The organism is Burkholderia sp. 3C, assembly GCF_054589155.1.
Map to the genome: position 1 here is coordinate 66,857 of NZ_BAAILN010000071.1, position 17,542 is coordinate 84,398.

16 protein-coding genes, 1 tRNA gene and 2 pseudogenes are annotated in these 17,542 nt (G+C 68.9%); 15 read left to right on the plus strand and 4 right to left on the minus strand.

Features of this window, described 5'->3' with window-relative positions; translation table 11 throughout:
* The 5 genes from ACYP33_RS13155 to ACYP33_RS13175 all read left to right on the plus strand — a co-directional run.
* A partial coding sequence (locus ACYP33_RS13155; protein WP_459622188.1) for a phage tail assembly protein occupies positions 1 to 309 on the plus strand: 309 nt, incomplete at its 5' end.
* 8 nt (positions 310 to 317) lie between these two features.
* Entirely contained in the window at positions 318 to 437 is a 120-nt protein-coding gene (locus tag ACYP33_RS13160) for a GpE family phage tail protein (RefSeq protein WP_206128456.1), read from the plus strand.
* Positions 434 to 3,172, plus strand: a complete 2,739-nt coding sequence (locus ACYP33_RS13165; RefSeq protein ID WP_459622190.1) for a phage tail tape measure protein — start codon at positions 434 to 436, stop codon at positions 3,170 to 3,172. The genes ACYP33_RS13160 and ACYP33_RS13165 overlap by 4 nt, the downstream gene beginning before the upstream one ends.
* A 15-nt stretch (positions 3,173 to 3,187) precedes the next feature.
* Complete coding sequence (locus ACYP33_RS13170; protein ID WP_459622192.1) at positions 3,188 to 3,676, plus strand: phage tail protein; 489 nt, start codon at positions 3,188 to 3,190, stop codon at positions 3,674 to 3,676.
* Positions 3,676 to 4,791, plus strand: a complete 1,116-nt coding sequence (locus tag ACYP33_RS13175; protein WP_459622194.1) for a contractile injection system protein, VgrG/Pvc8 family — start codon at positions 3,676 to 3,678, stop codon at positions 4,789 to 4,791. The genes ACYP33_RS13170 and ACYP33_RS13175 overlap by 1 nt, the downstream gene beginning before the upstream one ends.
* A 176-nt stretch (positions 4,792 to 4,967) precedes the next feature.
* Here ACYP33_RS13175 and ACYP33_RS13180 read toward each other — a convergent pair whose 3' ends face one another.
* Entirely contained in the window at positions 4,968 to 5,255 is a 288-nt protein-coding gene (locus ACYP33_RS13180; protein WP_459622196.1) for a hypothetical protein, read from the minus strand.
* A 192-nt stretch (positions 5,256 to 5,447) separates the two neighbouring features.
* Complete coding sequence (locus tag ACYP33_RS13185; RefSeq protein ID WP_459622198.1) at positions 5,448 to 5,966, minus strand: helix-turn-helix domain-containing protein; 519 nt, start codon at positions 5,964 to 5,966, stop codon at positions 5,448 to 5,450.
* A 49-nt stretch (positions 5,967 to 6,015) separates the two neighbouring features.
* Between ACYP33_RS13185 and ACYP33_RS13190 the strand changes: the two genes are divergently transcribed.
* The 7 genes and pseudogenes from ACYP33_RS13190 to ACYP33_RS13220 all read left to right on the plus strand — a co-directional run.
* Positions 6,016 to 6,216: a hypothetical protein gene (locus ACYP33_RS13190; protein ID WP_459622200.1), complete on the plus strand. Its 201-nt coding sequence runs from the start codon at positions 6,016 to 6,018 to the stop codon at positions 6,214 to 6,216.
* A gap of 109 nt (positions 6,217 to 6,325) precedes the next feature.
* Positions 6,326 to 6,574 (plus strand): Ogr/Delta-like zinc finger protein, encoded by a 249-nt coding sequence (locus ACYP33_RS13195; RefSeq protein WP_206131268.1) that lies wholly within the window; start codon positions 6,326 to 6,328, stop codon positions 6,572 to 6,574.
* Positions 6,575 to 6,658: 84 nt separating this feature from the next.
* Entirely contained in the window at positions 6,659 to 6,955 is a 297-nt protein-coding gene (locus tag ACYP33_RS13200; protein WP_459622202.1) for a hypothetical protein, read from the plus strand.
* Entirely contained in the window at positions 6,952 to 7,155 is a 204-nt protein-coding gene (locus ACYP33_RS13205) for a hypothetical protein (RefSeq protein WP_459622204.1), read from the plus strand. The genes ACYP33_RS13200 and ACYP33_RS13205 overlap by 4 nt, the downstream gene beginning before the upstream one ends.
* 2 nt (positions 7,156 to 7,157) lie before the next feature.
* Complete coding sequence (locus tag ACYP33_RS13210) at positions 7,158 to 9,947, plus strand: toprim domain-containing protein (protein WP_459622205.1); 2,790 nt, start codon at positions 7,158 to 7,160, stop codon at positions 9,945 to 9,947.
* Between the two features lie 502 nt (positions 9,948 to 10,449).
* Positions 10,450 to 10,662: pseudogene (locus ACYP33_RS13215) on the plus strand (helix-turn-helix domain-containing protein); the annotation flags it as partial.
* A gap of 71 nt (positions 10,663 to 10,733) precedes the next feature.
* Positions 10,734 to 11,777, plus strand: a pseudogene (locus tag ACYP33_RS13220) (tyrosine-type recombinase/integrase); the annotation flags it as partial.
* Positions 11,778 to 11,945: 168 nt separating this feature from the next.
* Here ACYP33_RS13220 and ACYP33_RS13225 read toward each other — a convergent pair.
* Positions 11,946 to 12,021: transfer RNA gene (locus tag ACYP33_RS13225), tRNA-Arg, on the minus strand.
* Positions 12,022 to 12,275: 254 nt separating this feature from the next.
* Here ACYP33_RS13225 and ACYP33_RS13230 point away from each other — a divergent pair.
* Positions 12,276 to 13,235, plus strand: coding sequence for a c-type cytochrome (locus ACYP33_RS13230; protein WP_459622207.1), 960 nt, complete (start codon positions 12,276 to 12,278; stop codon positions 13,233 to 13,235).
* A gap of 96 nt (positions 13,236 to 13,331) precedes the next feature.
* Here ACYP33_RS13230 and ACYP33_RS13235 read toward each other — a convergent pair whose 3' ends face one another.
* On the minus strand, positions 13,332 to 15,416 hold the full coding sequence (locus tag ACYP33_RS13235; protein WP_459622209.1) for a UvrD-helicase domain-containing protein: 2,085 nt from the start codon (positions 15,414 to 15,416) through the stop codon (positions 13,332 to 13,334).
* A 272-nt stretch (positions 15,417 to 15,688) separates the two neighbouring features.
* On the opposite strand from ACYP33_RS13235, the gene ACYP33_RS13240 reads away from it, so the two are divergent.
* Complete coding sequence (locus ACYP33_RS13240; protein WP_459622211.1) at positions 15,689 to 16,741, plus strand: oxidoreductase; 1,053 nt, start codon at positions 15,689 to 15,691, stop codon at positions 16,739 to 16,741.
* Between the two features lie 174 nt (positions 16,742 to 16,915).
* Positions 16,916 to 17,323: a hypothetical protein gene (locus tag ACYP33_RS13245; protein ID WP_414443560.1), complete on the plus strand. Its 408-nt coding sequence runs from the start codon at positions 16,916 to 16,918 to the stop codon at positions 17,321 to 17,323.
* The last annotated feature ends 219 nt before the right edge of the window (positions 17,324 to 17,542 follow it).

Genomic DNA, 17,542 nt, shown 5'->3' on the forward strand with positions numbered 1-17,542 from the left:
ACGAACGGCGAGAACGCCGCGAACACGCACACGCTCGATACGCCGATCACGCGCGGCGAGCAGACGCTCACCCAGGTGACGCTCGCCAAGCCGGACGCCGGCGCGCTGCGCGGCACCTCGCTGTCGGCGCTCGTCAATCTCGACGTCGACGCGTTGTGCAAGGTGCTGCCGCGCATCACGAGCCCGGCGCTGACGCCGGCCGACGTGCATGCGATGGACCCGGCCGACCTGGTTGCGCTGGGGGGCATCTTCGCCGGTTTTTTGATGCCGAAAGCGCTCAAAGCGAGCATGGAATCCCCGAGCGCGTAGAAGACGCGATGGCGGATATCGCGACGGTGTTCCACTGGACACCGCGCGACATGGACGGCTTCTGCCTGGCGGAGCTGATGGACTGGCGCGAACGCGCGCGCATACGTAGCGGATACGAGGAAACATGAACAACGCCGACAACCTGCGCGTGATGTTCGACACCATCACCGCCTGGACGAAATCGATCCGGGACTCGCTCAATCTCGGCGTATCGAAACCGGCGGAAAAGGCGGCCGGGGACGTCGCCTCGCTGAAGGCCGAGCTGGAGAAGCTCGGCAAGCAGCAGGAATCGGTCAAGTCGCTGCGCGCGATGCGCGGCGAACTCGCCGACACCAACAAAGCGCTCGCCGACGCGCGCGAACGCGTCGGCACGCTGTCGCGCTCGCTGCAGGCCTCCGGCCAGCCGTCGCAGCGGCTGATCGCGGCGCTGGCCAACGCCACCGGCGCGGTCAGCGAGCTCGAAACGAAGCAGCGCGGCCAGACGCGCGCCATCGGCGCGCTGTCCTCCGAACTCGGCGCCGCGGGGCTCAACACGCGCAACCTGGCCGCCCAGCAGCGCGCGCTGAAGGGCAACATCGACGCCACCACCACCTCGCTCGAACACGCCACCCGGCAGGAGGAAAACCGCGAAAAGTGGAGCAAGCGCCGGGAAGCCATCAAGGAGGGCAGCGAAAAGCTCGGCGAGGCCGGCAACTGGATTCGCGAGAAGGTCAACGTCGCCATGGACGAGGCCAAGAAGTTCGAGGACGTGCGCGCCCGGATGCTCGCGGCCGGCGCCAACGAAAAGTCGATCCAGGCCGCCGAGCACTATGCCCGCACCGCGCAGTTGCCCGGCGTCAGCACGGTCGAGAAATTCTCGTATGTCAGCGATGCGCAGGGCATGACCGAGAGCGAGACGATGGCGGAGAAGGTCGCCGACCAGTTCGCCAAGGTCCACTTCACCAATCTCGCGCTCTACGATGCGCAGCAGGCCCAGGCCAATGACACCGCGTTCAAGAATCTCGCCGCGATTGCCGTCACCCGCGGCGCCCTCAAGGACAACGCGCATCGCGAGGGCGAGCTCGACAACATCCAGCAATTGATCGCGGCCAATCGCGGCGACATCAAGGCCAACGAGCTGGTCAAGTTCGCCACCTCGGCGGGCGCGGCCGCCAACGGCCTCAGCTCGGCCGCGATGTGGTTTCAGTCGAACGCCGTCATCAACACGCTCGGCGGCGGCGACAAGGCCGGCAGCGCACTGGCCGTCCTCATCGACAACCTCGCCGACGGCCACGGCATGACCCCGCAATCGATCGGCGCCTTGGTCAAGGACGGCTTGCTCGACCGCAAGGGCATTCACTACGGCAAGGACGGCAAGGCCGACAGCTTCGCGCCGGACGCGCTGAAAGACGTCGCGCTGCTGCGCCAGTCGCCCGCGCAATGGCTGCGCGATGTGCTGCTGCCGCTGTTGAAGGCGCGCGGCATCGACAGCCCGGAGCAGATCAACGCCGAGATCAGCACGCTCTTCAGCAAGAAGGAAGGCGCCGACTACATGCGGGCGGTCTATGCCAACCTGGACAAGATCGGCAGCGACGAACACGACGCCACCAGCGCCAGGACCATCGCCGCGAGCGCGACGCTCGCCGCAACCACCACGCGCGGCAAGGAGGCCGCACTGAAGGCCGGCACCGACACGCTCAAGCTGCAGGCCGGCGAAAGCACCCAGCCGGCCTACAACGCCAGCCTCGACGCCGCGCAGACGGGGCTCGGCAAGCTGACCCCGTTCATCGATGCGCATCGCGGCGTCGCGCAGACGATCGGCACCGTCACGACCGTACTCGGCGACCTGCTGGCCGGTGCGGGCATGCTGGCCGGCGGGCTATTCGCGGCGATCGGCGCGCTGAAAACCGCGAAGAGCCTGATGTCGGCGCTCGGCGGCAGCGCCAAGGATTTCGCGGGCGCCGTAATCGACAATGCCGGTCCGTCCGGCAACACACCTGCCAACACGCCCGGCGGCTCGGGCAAGGGGCGCGGCAAGGGTTCCGCCGCACGCCGGGCGCGCACGGCACGCGCGGCCGCCCGCAACGCGCTGGCGGCGGGTCGAAACGTGACGCAAACCGCCCCCGTCGCGCGCAATGCGATCTCGGCGCTCGCGGCCCGTGCGCCGGCCGTCGCGGCGGCAGGACGCGGCGCGGCGACCGCATCGATCGCGTCCCGCCTGCTCGGCAGGCTCGGCGGCGTCGGCCGCGCCATCGCGCCGATGGCGGCCACGGCCGCACGGGTGCTCGGCGGAGCCGGCACGGCCGGCACCGCGGTGCGCCTGCTCGGTGGCGCGCTGCGCATCGGCAGCCTGCTCGGCGGCATCACGCCGGCCGGCCTGCTGTTGCAAGCCGGCATCGGCGCCGGCACCTGGGCCTTCGAACATCGCGACCAGATCAAGGGCTGGTTCTCCGGCGGGGCCAAATCCGGCGCGGCGGCGGGCGACGGGCCGCCGAAACCGGGCGCCGCCACGGCCGCCGATCCCGTCAAACCGCCGACCATGCCGCCGGGCGACGCGTCGAAGATCCCCAGCATGGTGGTCAGCACGCTGACGGCCAGCCAGTTGCTCGTGGGCTCCAGCCTGGCGAGCGCGGCCCTGCTGCCGCCGCTCACGCAGGCCGCCATGCCGGACCGGCCGACGATGGCCTTCGACATGCGCGCGCCCCTGAACAGCGCCCGCCCGCCCGCGCCGACCGTCGTGACGGTGCCGGCCGCGCCAGCCGTGATCAACGTCTACGCGCCGGCCAACGTCGATGCACGCGTGGTCGCGCAACTCGTCAGGGAGGAGCTCGACAAGCGCGATCGCGAGCTGCGTCAGCGCGCCACCGCCGCCTTGCACGATTAACCCGGAGTCATCCCCATGCTCATGTCCCTCGACCAATTCGTCTTCAGCCTCACCTCGGCGCCGTTCCAGCAGCTCGCGCGTGCGCGTGGCTGGAAGCACGCATCGAAAACGCGGATCGGCAAGCGCGATGCGCGCCAGTACGTCGGCCCCGGCGACGACACCATCACGCTCGAAGGCCTGGTCGCGCCCGAGACGATCGGCTCGATCGCCTCGATCGACGAACTCGCCGCGATGGCCGACCACGGCGACGCCTACGTGCTGGTGGACGGCGGCGGCAACGTCTATGGCGCCTACCTGATCACCGCGCTCAACGAAACGCAGACTTACCACACGCCCGATGGCACCCCGCGCCGCATCGCGTTCACGCTGACGCTCACGCGCGTCGACGACAGCGAGATGCGCATGACCGACGCCGCCCCCGATCCTGCCGGCGGCGATGGCACGACCACGGGTTCGGGCGGCGCCGGCACGAACGCCTCGACCACCCAGACCAAGGCCGCCTGATGCCGAGCAACTCGAACGAACGCAGCCCGGGCGAACGGCGCCGCATCGCACGCGTCGAATCACAGCCCGATTACCGGATCACGCTCGACGGACGCGACATCTCGATGCTGTTCGCGCCGCGCCTCGAATCGCTGAAGATCACCGAGAACCGCGCCGATCAGGCCGACACGGTCGAGATCACGCTCGACGACACGCGCGGCGACCTGGCGCTGCCCACGCTCGGCGCCGAGCTGAAGGTGGCGATCGGCTGGAGCGGCGAACCGCTGGTGGACAAGGGCACCTACGTCGTCAACACGGTGACCTGGTCGGGTGCGCCCGACACGCTGTCGGTCAGCGCGCACTCGGCCTCGATGAGCGAGGGCATGCAGCAGCGGCGCGAGCGTAGCTGGCATCAGCAGACGGTAGGCGCGATCGTGCAGACGATCGCCGCGCGCTACGCGTTGCAGCCGGTGGTGGGCGCGGCGTTGGCGTCGATCAGGATCGCCCATATCGACCAGACGCACGAATCCGACATGTCGTTCCTGACGCGCCTGGCCAAGCGCTACGACGCGGTGATGAACGTCAAGGACAAGCGGCTGCTGTTCATGCCGATCGACACCGGCAAGAGCGCGAGCGGCAAGCCGCTGGCCGTGCTCGCGCTGACGCGCGCCGACGGCGATCACCACCAGTACCGCTCGGCCGATCGGGACAAGTACGACGCGGTGCGCGCGAACTATCACTCGAACGGCCAGGGCCGCCGTTTGTCGGTCACGGTGAAGGGCGCGACCGACAAGAACGTCAAGGTGCTGACCGACGACTATGCGTCCCAGGAGGAAGCGATGGCGGCGGCCCAGGCCGAATACAAGCGGATCCAGCGCGGCAAGCAGACGCTGTCCTATTCGCTCGCGCGCGGCCGGCCGGAAGTGTTTCCGGAAACGCCCGTCAGCTTCGTGGGGCTCAAGCCCGAACTCGACGCAATCGAATGGCTGATCAAGACGGCACGGCACACGCTCGACAACAACGGCCTGCAGACCGAGCTCGATCTCGAGACGCGCGAGGACGCCAAGGCGGAGAAAAAGTCCGCCGGCCAGACGGCTGCGGCGACGGGCAGCGCGCCGGGTGCGACGTCATCGTGAGCGGGAAAACACCCGGGAGGAGGCGTATCGAACGCGGCGCGCAACGCGGGTCGCGAAAGACGGCCGCCGCATCGGGCAGGCCGCAGCCGAAAGAGGGGATCGGAATAGGGGGAAAGGTCGGGCCGAGAAACCCGGCCCGGTCGGCGCAGATGCCGATGAAGTCGCCCGGCGCGCGGCTAGCGCGGTGCCGAGGCCGCGCCGCCGTGACCGTCGTCGCCGCGATTGAGCAGGGCGCGCACCCGGCCTAGCGTCGTCATCGCGGCCAGGGCCGCTTCCAGCACCACGCCCACCGAATCGATCGCGGTATCGATCGCCGCGCATGCTTCCTCGCGCTCCTGCGTATCGAGATGTGCGGTCGAATGCAGATTCGGCACGGAGAGCAGGCGAGCGGCCGGATTACCCGGACGCTCGGCCTGCGGCGCGGCGCCGTTGATGCGTTCGACGGGTTTCGGGTTGGTTTGCATTTGTTCTTGGTCTCCCACGGACACGTTCGACAACAGCGCCGCACGGCAACGGATTGCCTCGGAATGGCAGCGCATGATGGAGCTAGATAATACTGTATATCCATACAGTATCAAGCTGTCGAATCTCTCAGCTGAAGCTGACGATTGCCTCTCGGATGACCAGAATCAGGGGGCTCGCGCGCCCTTCGGTACTCACTTCTTCGGCTTGCCGGCGCGCTCGGTTTTGAGGCGCTCGACCTCGGCCATGGCCCGCTCGACGTTCTCGGCCATGCGCTGATCGAGGGCTGCGCGACGGTTTTCCGCGAGCCGTTTGACGCGCGGCGCGCCCGCACCTTCGCCACCCAGAATCATCGAGCCGGTGTTGATGCAGGTGGCGATGAAACCATGTACCGCAGCCTGGCCCGCCTCGTTGAGCTGGCGGTAGCCGTCGATCAGTTCGCCTTCGTCGGCGGGCAGCGCCGCGAAGCTGACCTCGCCCGTCAGCACGTACCAGATATCGACACCCACCTCGCGCAATGCCAGCAGGTAGCGCGCGTCGGGCGCGCTGACGTCGGCCTCGTAATTGAGCTGCGTCTTGTGTTTAAGGCCTCCCAGCGCGGCAAATTCGGGCTGACTCAAGCCCAGGCGCATCCGCTCGCCGCGCAGCCGTTTCCCCACACTGTCCATTAAATTTCCATTCAAAATGTTGACGTCTATAAAAATGGATGACACACTGAGCTTACATTAACGCAAGACTAAGCGAGCCAGTATACCCACCGTGATGACCGCCAAAGGACCCCGCCGCTCCCCGCGTTTCCCGCGCTCGGGCAAGCCCCTCTACGTGCATCTGTCCGAGCCGGAACGCGCCGAACTCGAGCGCGCGGCGCAGGTACAGAACCGATCGCTGTCGAGCACCGCGCGCACGCTGTTGATCGGGGCGATGCGCGCGGCGCGCGTGGCGGCCGGCAAGCCCGAGGGATGAGCACGAAGCCCGCCTTGCCCCGCAGCGCCCCAACCCCATACCAAATCGAACCCTGCAGCGAACGGCCGGCCGCGGCCTCGCTCAACGCCTCGCCCGGAGGACCCCGATCATGCGCATCCTGAACCGCTGCCCGCATTGCCGGACGCGCGCCACCGCGCGCACCAGCCGCGAAATGTCGCCGACCTTTCGCGAAGTCACCTACCAGTGCAACAACGTCGAATGCGGGCACACCTACGTCGTGAACATGGAGTTCGCGCGCACGCTCTCGCCCTCGGCCATGCCCGACCCGACGCTGCAACTGCCGCTCTCGCCGCACGTGCGTGAACGCGGCGAGCAGCAACTCGACCTGCCCGTCTAAACCCGCCCTTCCGCGTTTCGTCGTCCCCTCGCAGCGCGCCCGCGCGGCGTGAGGGGATCCGTTTGCCCGAAAAAAGAGAAAAGCATGACGCACCCTGTTCCAGGTTCGATCGCTCCGGCGCTCGAACCGGGCACCCTGTTGCCCGAAATTGGCGAGCCGCGTGGCCTGGCTGCCACGTCCGCCGCCTGCCTCCCGCCGCGCCGCGCCGAACTGCGTGCGAGCTGGGAATACCTGTGCTTGATCGGCGACTTCGAGGCCGCGATGCGTCGGCGCACGCTGCGACGCGCCGTCAACGCCGCGGCCTGCCTGATGCGCGAGCGCACTTCGCGCCTGCCGATGGCCCTGCCCTCGCCCCGCATCGTCACGGAGGCTTGCCGATGAACGCTCATCCGATCGCCCCGCACGACGCGGTACTGCTCGCCGCGATCGCCGCCGCGGCTGCCGCCACCCCGGCCGGCATGCCGGGGCCGTTTCTCGCCGCCCTCACCGCCCGCCTCGCCCTCGGCTTCCCCGCCTCGGCCAACGCGCTGCGCGCCCTCGCCTTCGCCTCGCCCACGCAACCCACGGAGCCTCGCCCCTGACCATGGCCTCGATCGACGAACTGAAACAGCGCATCGACCTGCACGAACTGGCCGAGCGCCTGGGCCTGAAGCGCGGCCGCGGCGGCGAACGCGCGCTCTACCACTCGCCGCATCACGAGGACCGCAGCCCCTCGCTGTCGATCTACGTGGACCACCCGAAGCACGGCACCGGTTGGCGCGATCACAGCGCCGATGCCGGCGGCTCCTGCGTGGACCTCGTGATGCACGCGCGCGGCGGCAACCTGGCCGACGCGCTGCGCTACCTGCACGACAGCTACGGCATTGCGACCGAACGCCCGGCGCAAGAGCGGCGCGCGAAATCGACCGTCGACTACATCGCCGAACGCTGCCTCGCCGAACGCGAGCGCGCACGCGACTATCTGGCCGGGCGCGGCATCGGCGCGGCGGCGATCGATGCCGCGTTCGCCGCGCGCACGCTCGGCTTCAACGGCTGGACCAGCGCGAAACTGGCGGCCGGCGAGACCGGCTTTGGCGGCCCGGCCGCCGCATTCGTGGTGCGCGCGCCGGCCGACGGGCACATCGTCGCGGTCGACATGCGCTATCTCGACCCGCCGCTGAACGGCGGCGTGAAAACCCAGACCCAGGGCGAGAAGGCCGGCTACGGCTGGACCGCCGACGCGCGGCGCCTGGAGCGCGCACGGCGCGTGTTCATCGTCGAGAGCGCCATCAACGCGCTGTCGATCGACACCTGCGCGCTGCCCGGCACGGCCGCGCTCGCACTGCGCGGGCTGGCGAACGTCGAGGCCATCGATTTCACCGGCCTGCGCGGCAAGCAGGTCCTGATCTGCCTCGACAACGACGCGCCGTTCGGCGAGGGCCACCCGCGCGCCGGCCACCGCCCCGGCCCCGAGGCAGCCTGGGCGCTCTACGAGCGGCTCACGAGCCTGAACATCGGCGCGATGCTGATCGACCAGAGCCACTGGTTCGCCGATCTCGCCGATGGCAACGCCTCGCCGCCGCCGATCAACGACGTCAACGACTACCTGCGCCTGCGCGGCGCGGCCGAGCTGGCGCGCGCGCTGGAACAAGCCGAGCCCTGGCTGATCGCGGGCCTCGCCGGCGATGCGACGCGCCGCGGCCGGCCGCGCATCTTCCTGCCCTCGCACGACTTCGCGCAGTACTGGCGCTTTCGCGTGCGCGCCGATTTCACGAGCCATATCAGCAAGATGGAGCGCAACGAGGAAAGCGGCGCCGAGACGCCGGTGCTGGCCGATCTCTGCGGCTTCCGGATCGCCAGCATCAGCCGCGTCTCGGTGGCCAGCGCCACCGCCACCATGACCGGCGACGAGGATCAGGCGCCCACCGTCTACTTCGCCGTATCGGTGCAGGCGCCGCGCCACGGCGCGCAATTGATCCGCCGCGTGATGCTCGACGACCAGTTGCACAACGTCGACCAGTGGAACAAGTTCGGCCCGATCTGGGCGCCGTCGCCGTTCAAGCGGATGGTCAACATCCTCGAGCGCGGCGCGGATCTCGGCGCGCGCCAGGCCGCGAACTTCGTGGGCCTGGCCTGGCGCGACGGCAGGCTGATCGTCAACGAAGGCCCCGATTGCTACTTCACCGAGGCCGACAAGCAGTGCCCGTATCACAACCTGACGTTCCCGAGCGGGCCGGTGGCCGACGCGCGACGCGTGATCGTCGCCTACCAGCAGACCTTCCGCCAGAACGCCGCGACCATCCCGTTGGTGTGGGCGCTCGGCGGCCACCTGAAGGCGCTGCTCGGCTTCTGGCCGCACCTGACCGTGCAGGCCAACAAGGGCGCCGGCAAGTCGACGCTGATCAAGCGGCTCGAGCGCACGCTCGCGTTCACGATGTTCTCCGGGCAATCGCTGCAGACCGAATTCCGCCTGCTCACGAGCATCAGCCACACGAGCCATCCGGTCGGCTGGGAGGAGCTTTCGGCGCGCCGCCAGGACGTGATCGACAAGGCCGTCGGCCTGCTGCAGGAGAACTATCAGTACACGGTCACGCGGCGCGGCAGCGACATGACCGAGTACCTGCTCTGCGCGCCCGTGATGCTGGCCGGCGAGGACGTGCCGGTGCGCAGCCTGCTCGGCAAGCTGGTGCGCACCACGCTGACCGGCAAGCGCGGCCCGCTGATGCCCGACGCGCTGCCGCGCTTCCCGCTGCGGCAGTGGCTGGCGTTCCTGGCCGGACTGAACCGGCACGCCGTGCTCGAGCACTACGCGGTGTTGCGCGACAAGGCACTCGCCAACTGCCGCGCCAGCGGCGAGGACGACGGCGCGCGGCGCATGGCCGGCAACTACGCGGCCGTCGCGCTGGCCTGGCGCTATCTGTGCGAGTTCGCCGGCATGGACCCGGCCGAGGGCGAGTTCGCTCGCGACCTGCTCACCGAAATGAACGGCCACGTGGCCGAGACCAGCGCCGATCGCGAGCCGTGGGTCTGGATCATGGAGACCGTGCTGTCGGAGATCGACGGTGGCAATTATCAGCACCCGTTCACGTTCGACACCATCGACGGCGAGTTCTGCCTGCTGCTGCGCACCGGCCACGTGATGGATCACCTGGCTCACACCAGTGCGCTGCGCGAGAAGTGGAACGGGCTGCCGGTGAAATCGGATCGCATCTTCAAGGCGCAACTGAAGCAGGCCGGCGTGGTGGTGGGCGAGAAAGAGGTCGAGCGCCGCATCTACACGCGCCGCGTGCCATACCTGACCCCGGTTTCGCTGGAGCGGCTGGCCAGCTTCGGCTTGCACGTGTCGATCCGCGAGGACCTCGCCTCGGACGCGCTGGCCAGGAGCCCGGCATGAACGCGATCCCGACCCTGCGCCCCGGCCCGCCGACCTGCCTGCCCCCCGTGCCCCCCGCCAATCGCCCCGGCTGCGCAAAGACGCCGGCCCGGAAGCGCGAGGGCAGCCCGCTCGCGCTCACACTTGCGCCGCCGGGGTGCCCGGGCAGCGCACGCGACACGTGGCTGGCCAGGGCCTTTTCACCCAAGCCCTTGATTCGAAAGAAACCTGCTGCCACGAATGACACCGGCCGCGCCATCAGTCCCGCTGTTTTTGCCATCGCCCGGCCGAACGAAGTACGGCACACCGTCTTTTCTCTCTCTCTTCAAATCATTGAAGGAAAAGGAAAGGAAGGGGGCGGAGAGGGCCGGCACGAAACCGGGCCATGCGCCACGAGTCGCGACTGTTTTGCCGCCGGTGACAGATGCCGCCGATTTTTCGCGCCATCAGTCGCGGCCGGCCGCCATGCCCCGAGCGTGGCCGGCGATGGCGCCCGAAACCCTTTCCGATCAAGGACTTGCCGATGAATTCCAGGAATCCCGCGAGTCCACGTGTTGCGCTGCCGCCGGCCGCGCCGTGCGAAACCGCCACCGAGCTGCTGGCCACGCTCGACCTGGTCGGTGCAGCCGCCCTGCTCGGCGCGCACCCGGAAACGATCCGGCTCAAGGCCCGCGCCGGCGAACTGCCGGGCCGCAAGGTCGGCAAGCGCTGGATCTTCTCGACCCTGGCGCTGCAACGCTACCTCGCCGGGGAATGGCTCCCGCGCGAACCGCAGGGCGCCCCTCATCACCCGGAAACCGTCTCGACATGTCGCTCTACAAACGAAAAACCAGCCCGAACTGGCAATACAAGCTCTACCCCCCAGGTGGCGGAACGCCGCTACAGGGAAGCACTGGCACCCGCGACAAGGAACAGGCGCAGGAATTCCACGACCGGCTGAAGGTGCAGTTGTGGAATCAGGCGCGACTCGGCGTCAAGCCGCGTCATAGCTGGAACGACGCGGTGATCCGCTACGTGAGCGAACGCGACGGCCTGCCCAGCCTGGAAACCTCGAAGACCCACCTGCGCTGGCTCGACCGGCATCTGTCGGGCCTGGCGCTGACCGAGATCGACCGCGATCGCATCGATGCAATCGCACTCGCCAAGCGCCGCGAGCCGCTCACGGTACGCACCCGCAACGGCCCGGTGGCGATGGAGCGCGGCGCCAGCGCCGCCACCGTGCGGCGCGTGATCGGCGTGCTGAAGGCGGTGCTGAACGCGGCCGTCGAATGGGAATGGCTGGATCGCGCGCCGGTCACGCGGCGCACCCGGCTGCCCGAGAAGCGGATCCGGTGGCTGACGCCGGCCCAGGCCGAGCGCCTGCTCGCCGAGCTGCCGCCGCATCTGGCCGAGATGGCGCGTTTCAGCCTGGAGACCGGCCTGCGCCGCGCCAACGTGACCGGCCTGCAGTGGTCGCAGGTCGATCTGGCGCGCCGCGTCGCCTGGATCCACCCCGATCAGGCAAAAGCCAAAAAGGCGATCACGGTGCCGCTCTCGGATACCGCACTGGCGGTGCTGCTGCGCCAGCAGGCCGTGCCCCGCGCGCCGGGCTGCCGCGACAGCGTGTTCGTCTACCACGGCAGACCAGTCCACCAGACCTCGACGCTGGCCTGGCACAAGGCGCTCGAGCGCGCCGGCATCGCCGACTTCCGCTGGCACGACCTGCGCCATACCTGGGCCAGTTGGCACGTCCAGCGCGGCACGCCGCTCCAGGTGCTCAAGGAACTCGGCGGCTGGGAAACGCTGGAGATGGTGCAGCGCTACGCGCACCTGTCGGCGGACCACCTGGCGCAATGGGCCACGCCACTGACGGTCGATACCGGGCCGATGACGGGCCGGGGCGCAAACGCGGAAAACCGGGGGAAAGCCAACGGGAACTGCATCGGAATGGCCGCGCGAACGGAAACCGGCGCGGCTGCAATCCAGCTGCACGACAAAGGAACGACGAGGGAGAAAAACCGCTGAATGCCTGACTAGGCTTGGTGCGCCCGGCTGGGATCGAACCAGCAACCCCTGCCTTCGGAGGGCAGTACTCTATCCATTGAGCTACGGGCGCTTTTAGAAACCGCGTCACGACCCCGTAAAACCTGGGTGCAACGCCGGCAAGAGCGAGAGCATACCTTGTTTCCATGACAGCGTCCACCGCGCGCCGGCCGCCTCCCGCGCGGCTCCCGGCTTGCGGGTAAACGCCCGCCGCGCTGCCCCCTTCCGGGTGAAAAAGAGCCGTCTATAATCATTCGAGCTTCCGTCAACAGCCATTCTGCCGCAGCCGGACCCGACCTAATTCCTATTCACGGAGACGAGGCCAGCATGAGCGAAGCGCCCCATCAGCCCCATCACGAAGCGCCCATCAAGACGCCCGGGCAACTGATCGCCGTCATCGTCGCGTCGTTCGCGATTCCGATCGTGATCATCATCCTGCTCGCCACCTACGTCGATCACGCGTTCCGCGTGGGCGCGGGCACCGACGGCCTGTCGGACGCCGCCGTGGCCGCGCGCATCGCGCCGCTCGCCCAGGTGGACGTCAAGGACGCCAACGCACCCCGTACCTACAAGACCGGCGAAGCGATCTACACGGCGGTCTGCGCGGCCTGCCACGCGGCGGGCGCGGCCGGCGCGCCGAAGTTCGGCAACGCGGGCGACTGGGCGCCGCGCATCGCCCAGGGCTACGACACGCTGCTGCACACCGCACTGGCCGGCAAGGGCGCGATGCCCGCGCGCGGCGGCACGAACCCCGACGACGTCAGCGATTTCGAGATCGCGCGCGCGGTCGTCTACATGGCGAACAAGGGCGGCGCGACCTTCCCCGAACCGGCCGAGCCGGCAGCCAATGCGGCACCGAACGCGGCACCGAACGCGACAGGCGCGCCGGGCGCCGCGTCGGGCGCAACGGCAGCCTCGGGTGCAACCGACGCATCGGCCATCCCCGACGCAGCCGCCGCCGCGAACGCGCAAGCCGCCGCCGCAATGGCCGCGATCGCGGCGCTGCCGAAGCCGGGCGCGGCCCCCGCTGCGGCGCCGGCCGGCGGCGCGGGCGCAGGCAAGGCGCTCTACGAATCGGTGTGCATGGCCTGCCACGCGGCCGGCGTGCTCGGCGCGCCGAAGTTCGGCAACAAGGCGGACTGGGCGCCGCGCCTGAAGGACCCGATGGACACGGTCTACAACTACGCGCTGCACGGCAAGGGCTCGATGCCGCCGAAGGGCGGTTCGAACGCGTCCGACGCGGACGTCAAGGCGGCCGTCGACTACATGGTGGGCGCGGCGAAGTAAGCCAGACCGCGCAGCCCGCCCGGCGCCCGCACAAAAAAATGGCCCGTATCCGCAATCCGCGGCACGGGCCATTCTCATCGAAACGCGCCGCCGGGCTTACTTCTGCAGCAACGCCTTCAAGCTCGCCAGCCGATCCTTCGGCGTCATCGGCGCTTCCTCGGGCGTGGGCGGCGGTGCTTCGTCGAGCCCCATTTCGACGATGAAGCGCGACTGCTCGCACACCACCGTCTCGCGCGCCCGCTTGCGCTTCTTGCACCAGTTCAGATGCAGGCTGCGCTGCGCACGCGTGATCGCCACGTACATGAGCCGGCGCTCTTCCTCGATGCGCGCGTCGTCGACGGCTTCGTCCTCCGAGTTGCCGCGGTGCGGCATCACGCCTTCCTCCACCCCGACCAGGAACACGTGCGGATACTCCAGCCCCTTCGACGCATGCACGGTGGACAGCCGCACCGCGTCGGGGTCGTCCTCCTTGCCTTCGAGCATCGACATCAGCGCGACGGTCTGGATCAGGCCGAGCAGGTTCTTGCCGGTGTCGGCGAGCCCGTCGGCGTTATGGAAGCCCTCGGACTCGCCATCGACGGCCTCGGTTTCGGGCTTGGTGCCCTTGCGCTTGAGCCATTCGAGGAACTCGAGCACGTTCTGCCACTTCGATTGCGCCTGACGCTCGTCGAACGCGTCGTACAGATACGCCTCGTAGTGGATCGCCTCCATCATGTCGTCGAGCACGGTGGTGGCCGGATCGGTATCGGCACGCTCGGTCAGACGCTGGATGAAGTCGCAGAACATGCGCAGCGGCTCGACCTGCCGCGCCGACAGCCGCGCCTCGATGCCGCCCATGTACACCGCCTCGAACAGCGACACCTTGGCCTGCCCCGCGAACGAGCCGAGCGCCTCCAGCGTGGTGTTGCCGATGCCGCGGCGCGGCGTGGTGACGGCGCGGATGAACGCGGGATCGTCGTCGGCGTTGGCGATCAGGCGCAGATAGGCGCACAGGTCCTTGATCTCGGCCTTGTCGAAGAACGACTGGCCGCCCGACAGCACGTACGGAATCCGCTCGCGGCGCAGCACCTGCTCGAAGATCCGCGCCTGGAAGTTGCCGCGATACAGGATCGCGTAGTCGCGGAACTGCGTGCGCCGCTCGAACTTGTGCGCCGACAGCCGGAACACCACCGATTCGGCCTCGTGCTCCTCGTCGTTGCACGGCGTGACGGTGATCGTGTCGCCCATGCCGTGCTCGGACCACAGCTTCTTTTCGAACAGCTTCGGGTTGTTGGCGATCACGTTGTTCGCGGCGGTCAGGATCCGCACCGTCGAACGGTAGTTCTGCTCCAGCTTCACGAGGTGCAGCTTCGGGAAATCCTTGCCGAGCTGCGCCAGATTCTCCAGCGTCGCGCCGCGCCAGCCGTAGATCGCCTGATCGTCGTCGCCCACCGCCGTGAACGCCGCGCGCGGGCCGGCCAGCAGCTTGAGCAGCGTGTACTGGCAGGCGTTGGTGTCCTGGTATTCGTCGATCAGCAGGTAGCGCAGCTTGTTCTGCCAGCGGTCGCGCACCTGCTCGTTGCGCTCGAACAGCTCGGCCGGCAAGCGGATCAGATCGTCGAAATCGACGGCCTGGTATGCGTGCAGCGTGGCCACGTAATTGCGGAACACCAGCGCGGCCTGCTGCTCGTCCTCGTTGGCGGCGATCGCGAGCGCCTCCTCGGGCGTGACGAGTCCGTTCTTCCACAACGAGATGATGTTCTGGATCTTGCGGATCAGGCCCTTGTCGGTGGTGCCGAGCTGCTCCTGCACCATGCCGAAGCAGTCGTCCGAATCCATGATCGAGAACTGCGGCTTGAGGCCCACGTGCTCGGCCTCCTGGCGCAGGATCTGCACGCCGAGCGAGTGGAACGTGCACACCGTGAGCTGGTTCACGGGCACCTTGCGGCCTTCCTTGCCGGGCGTGGTCAGCGTCTTGCCTTCGAGCAGCTTGCCGACACGCTCGCGCATTTCGGCGGCGGCCTTGTTGGTGAACGTGACGGCCGCGATATGGCGCGGCTCGAACCCCTTGTTCTCGATCAGATGGGCGATCTTCTGGGTGATCACCCGCGTCTTGCCGCTGCCGGCGCCGGCGAGCACGAGACAGGGGCCGTCGAGATAGCGCACCGCTTCGTTTTGAGCGGCATTGAGACCTGCGGACATGGTGGCTGACGGACTGGAGATGCGGATGGCGGCGCCGCCGCCGCGCCTTCGAACAGGGCGCGGTGCGCGCCGCCGGAGGCTGCGCGGATCGGAATACGACGGACGCGGGAGGCCGCATGTTAACACGCCGCCTGCGTGCCGATCGTGACGCCAAAATGGGGCCGGACAACGAATCGGGCGGCCCCTCGCCCGACGCGCCGCCGTGTTCGCGCCCCGCTTCGCCGTGCCACAATAGCCGCTCGTTTGATCTCGCTCGCTGACAGGATTCGCTTATGGCTTCTTTGCTGAAAGTAGGTCTGATGGGTTTCGGTTTCGCCGGCGCGACGTTCCACGCGCCCGTGATCGCGCACAGCGGCCGCACCACGGTCGCGGCGATCGCCACCGGGCAGCCCGAGAAGGCGCGCGCCGCCTATCCGCAGGCGGCCGTGGTGGCCGATTTCGAGGCGCTGCTGGCGCACGCCGACGTCGAATGCGTGGTGATCGCCACGCCGAACGACACCCACTTCGATCTGGCCCGCCGCACGCTGGACGCGGGCAAGCACGTGGTGGTCGACAAGCCGGTCACGCTCAGTTCGGCCGAGGCGCGCACGCTGGCGCGGCTCGCCGCCGATCGCGGGCTGGTGTTCGCGCCGTTCCACAACCGCCGCTGGGACGGCGATTTCCTCACCGTTCGCCAGCTCGTCGCGAGCGGCGAACTGGGCCGCATCACCTGGTTCGAATCGCACTTCGACCGCTTCCGCCCGCAGATCCGCCAGCGCTGGCGCGAGGACGCGACGCGCGGCGGCGGCCTGCTGTTCGATCTGGGCCCGCACCTGATCGACCAGGCGCTGGCGCTGTTCGGCGCGCCGGACACGGTCAGCGCGACGGTGCGCGCGCGCCGCGACGGCTCGGAGGCCGCCGACCTGATCCACCTGGTGCTCGGCTATCCGGACAAGGAAGTGGCGCTGCACGCAAGCGCGCTCGCGGCGATCGAGCCGGCGCGCTTCACCGTGCTCGGCACGCGCGGCGGCTATCAGAAGTTCGGGCTGGACACCCAGGAAGATCAACTCAAGGCGGGGCTGACGCCCGACGACGTCGAATTCGGCGGCGGCAATCACCCCGGCGTGCTGCATCTGCTCGACGGCGACGTCGAGACGGAACGCCCGGTGCCCACGCTCGACGGCCAATACGCCGAGTTCTACCGCGCGCTGGCCGCCTCGATCCACGATCGCGCGCCGTTCCCGGTGGCGGCGCAGGACGCCGTGGACGTGATGGCGATCATCGAGCTGGCCGACCGCAGCGAGCGCGAAGGCCGCCGCCTGCCGTTCGTGCGCGAAGCGTTTTGACCCCGGCGTACGCGCTCGCCGGTACAAACCGTTACAAAAGTCTCGGGAACCCGAACTGACTTAGGAATAGTCTCAATCGTGCTTCAAACGGCCGGCCCCGAGAGGGCCGGCTTCGTTTTCGGCACGCCACACCCGCATTCGCGCCTCACCGATCCGCCACAAGGAGAACGATTCATGCAACGGTTGATCCGTACGGCCCTCGGCGCCGCCCTCGTCGCCTCGCTGGCCGCGTGCGTGGTCACGCCGCCGCCGAAGCGATGGACGCCGCGTCCGCGCCCCGTTCAACCTGCTCCCGTCCAGCCGACCCTGCCGCCCCCGCCACAACCGGCGCCGCCGCCGGTGGGCGTCGAGCGCATGAACGACATCCTCGGCCGGATCGACAGCCTCGGCGGGCGCATCGATTCGCGCGTGACGAGCGGCGCCTATCCGCCCCCGCAAGGCCGCGCGCTGCATCGCCGGCTCGACGTGATCCGCCAGGAAGCGAACGACATGAGCGCCCAGCACGGCGGCGGCCTGACCGCCGACGAACAGCGCGTGCTGAACCAGGAACTCGATACGGCCGCGCGCGCGATCGGCGTGTAAGCGGTGGGTGTGGGCGGGCAGGCGCGACGTGCGCCGCCGGCTCCGCGCCGTTCTTTCTCCGTCTTCGTTTCATCTCGCAAGCCGCCGTGACGCGGCCTCGCGTGGCGCGCCGTCGGCTCCGCGCCCGGCTTTTCCCTCTCCGTTCATCTCGCAAGCCGCCGTGGCGCGGCCTCGCGCGGCGCGCCGTCGGCTCCGCGCCCGGCTTTTTCCCTCTCCGTT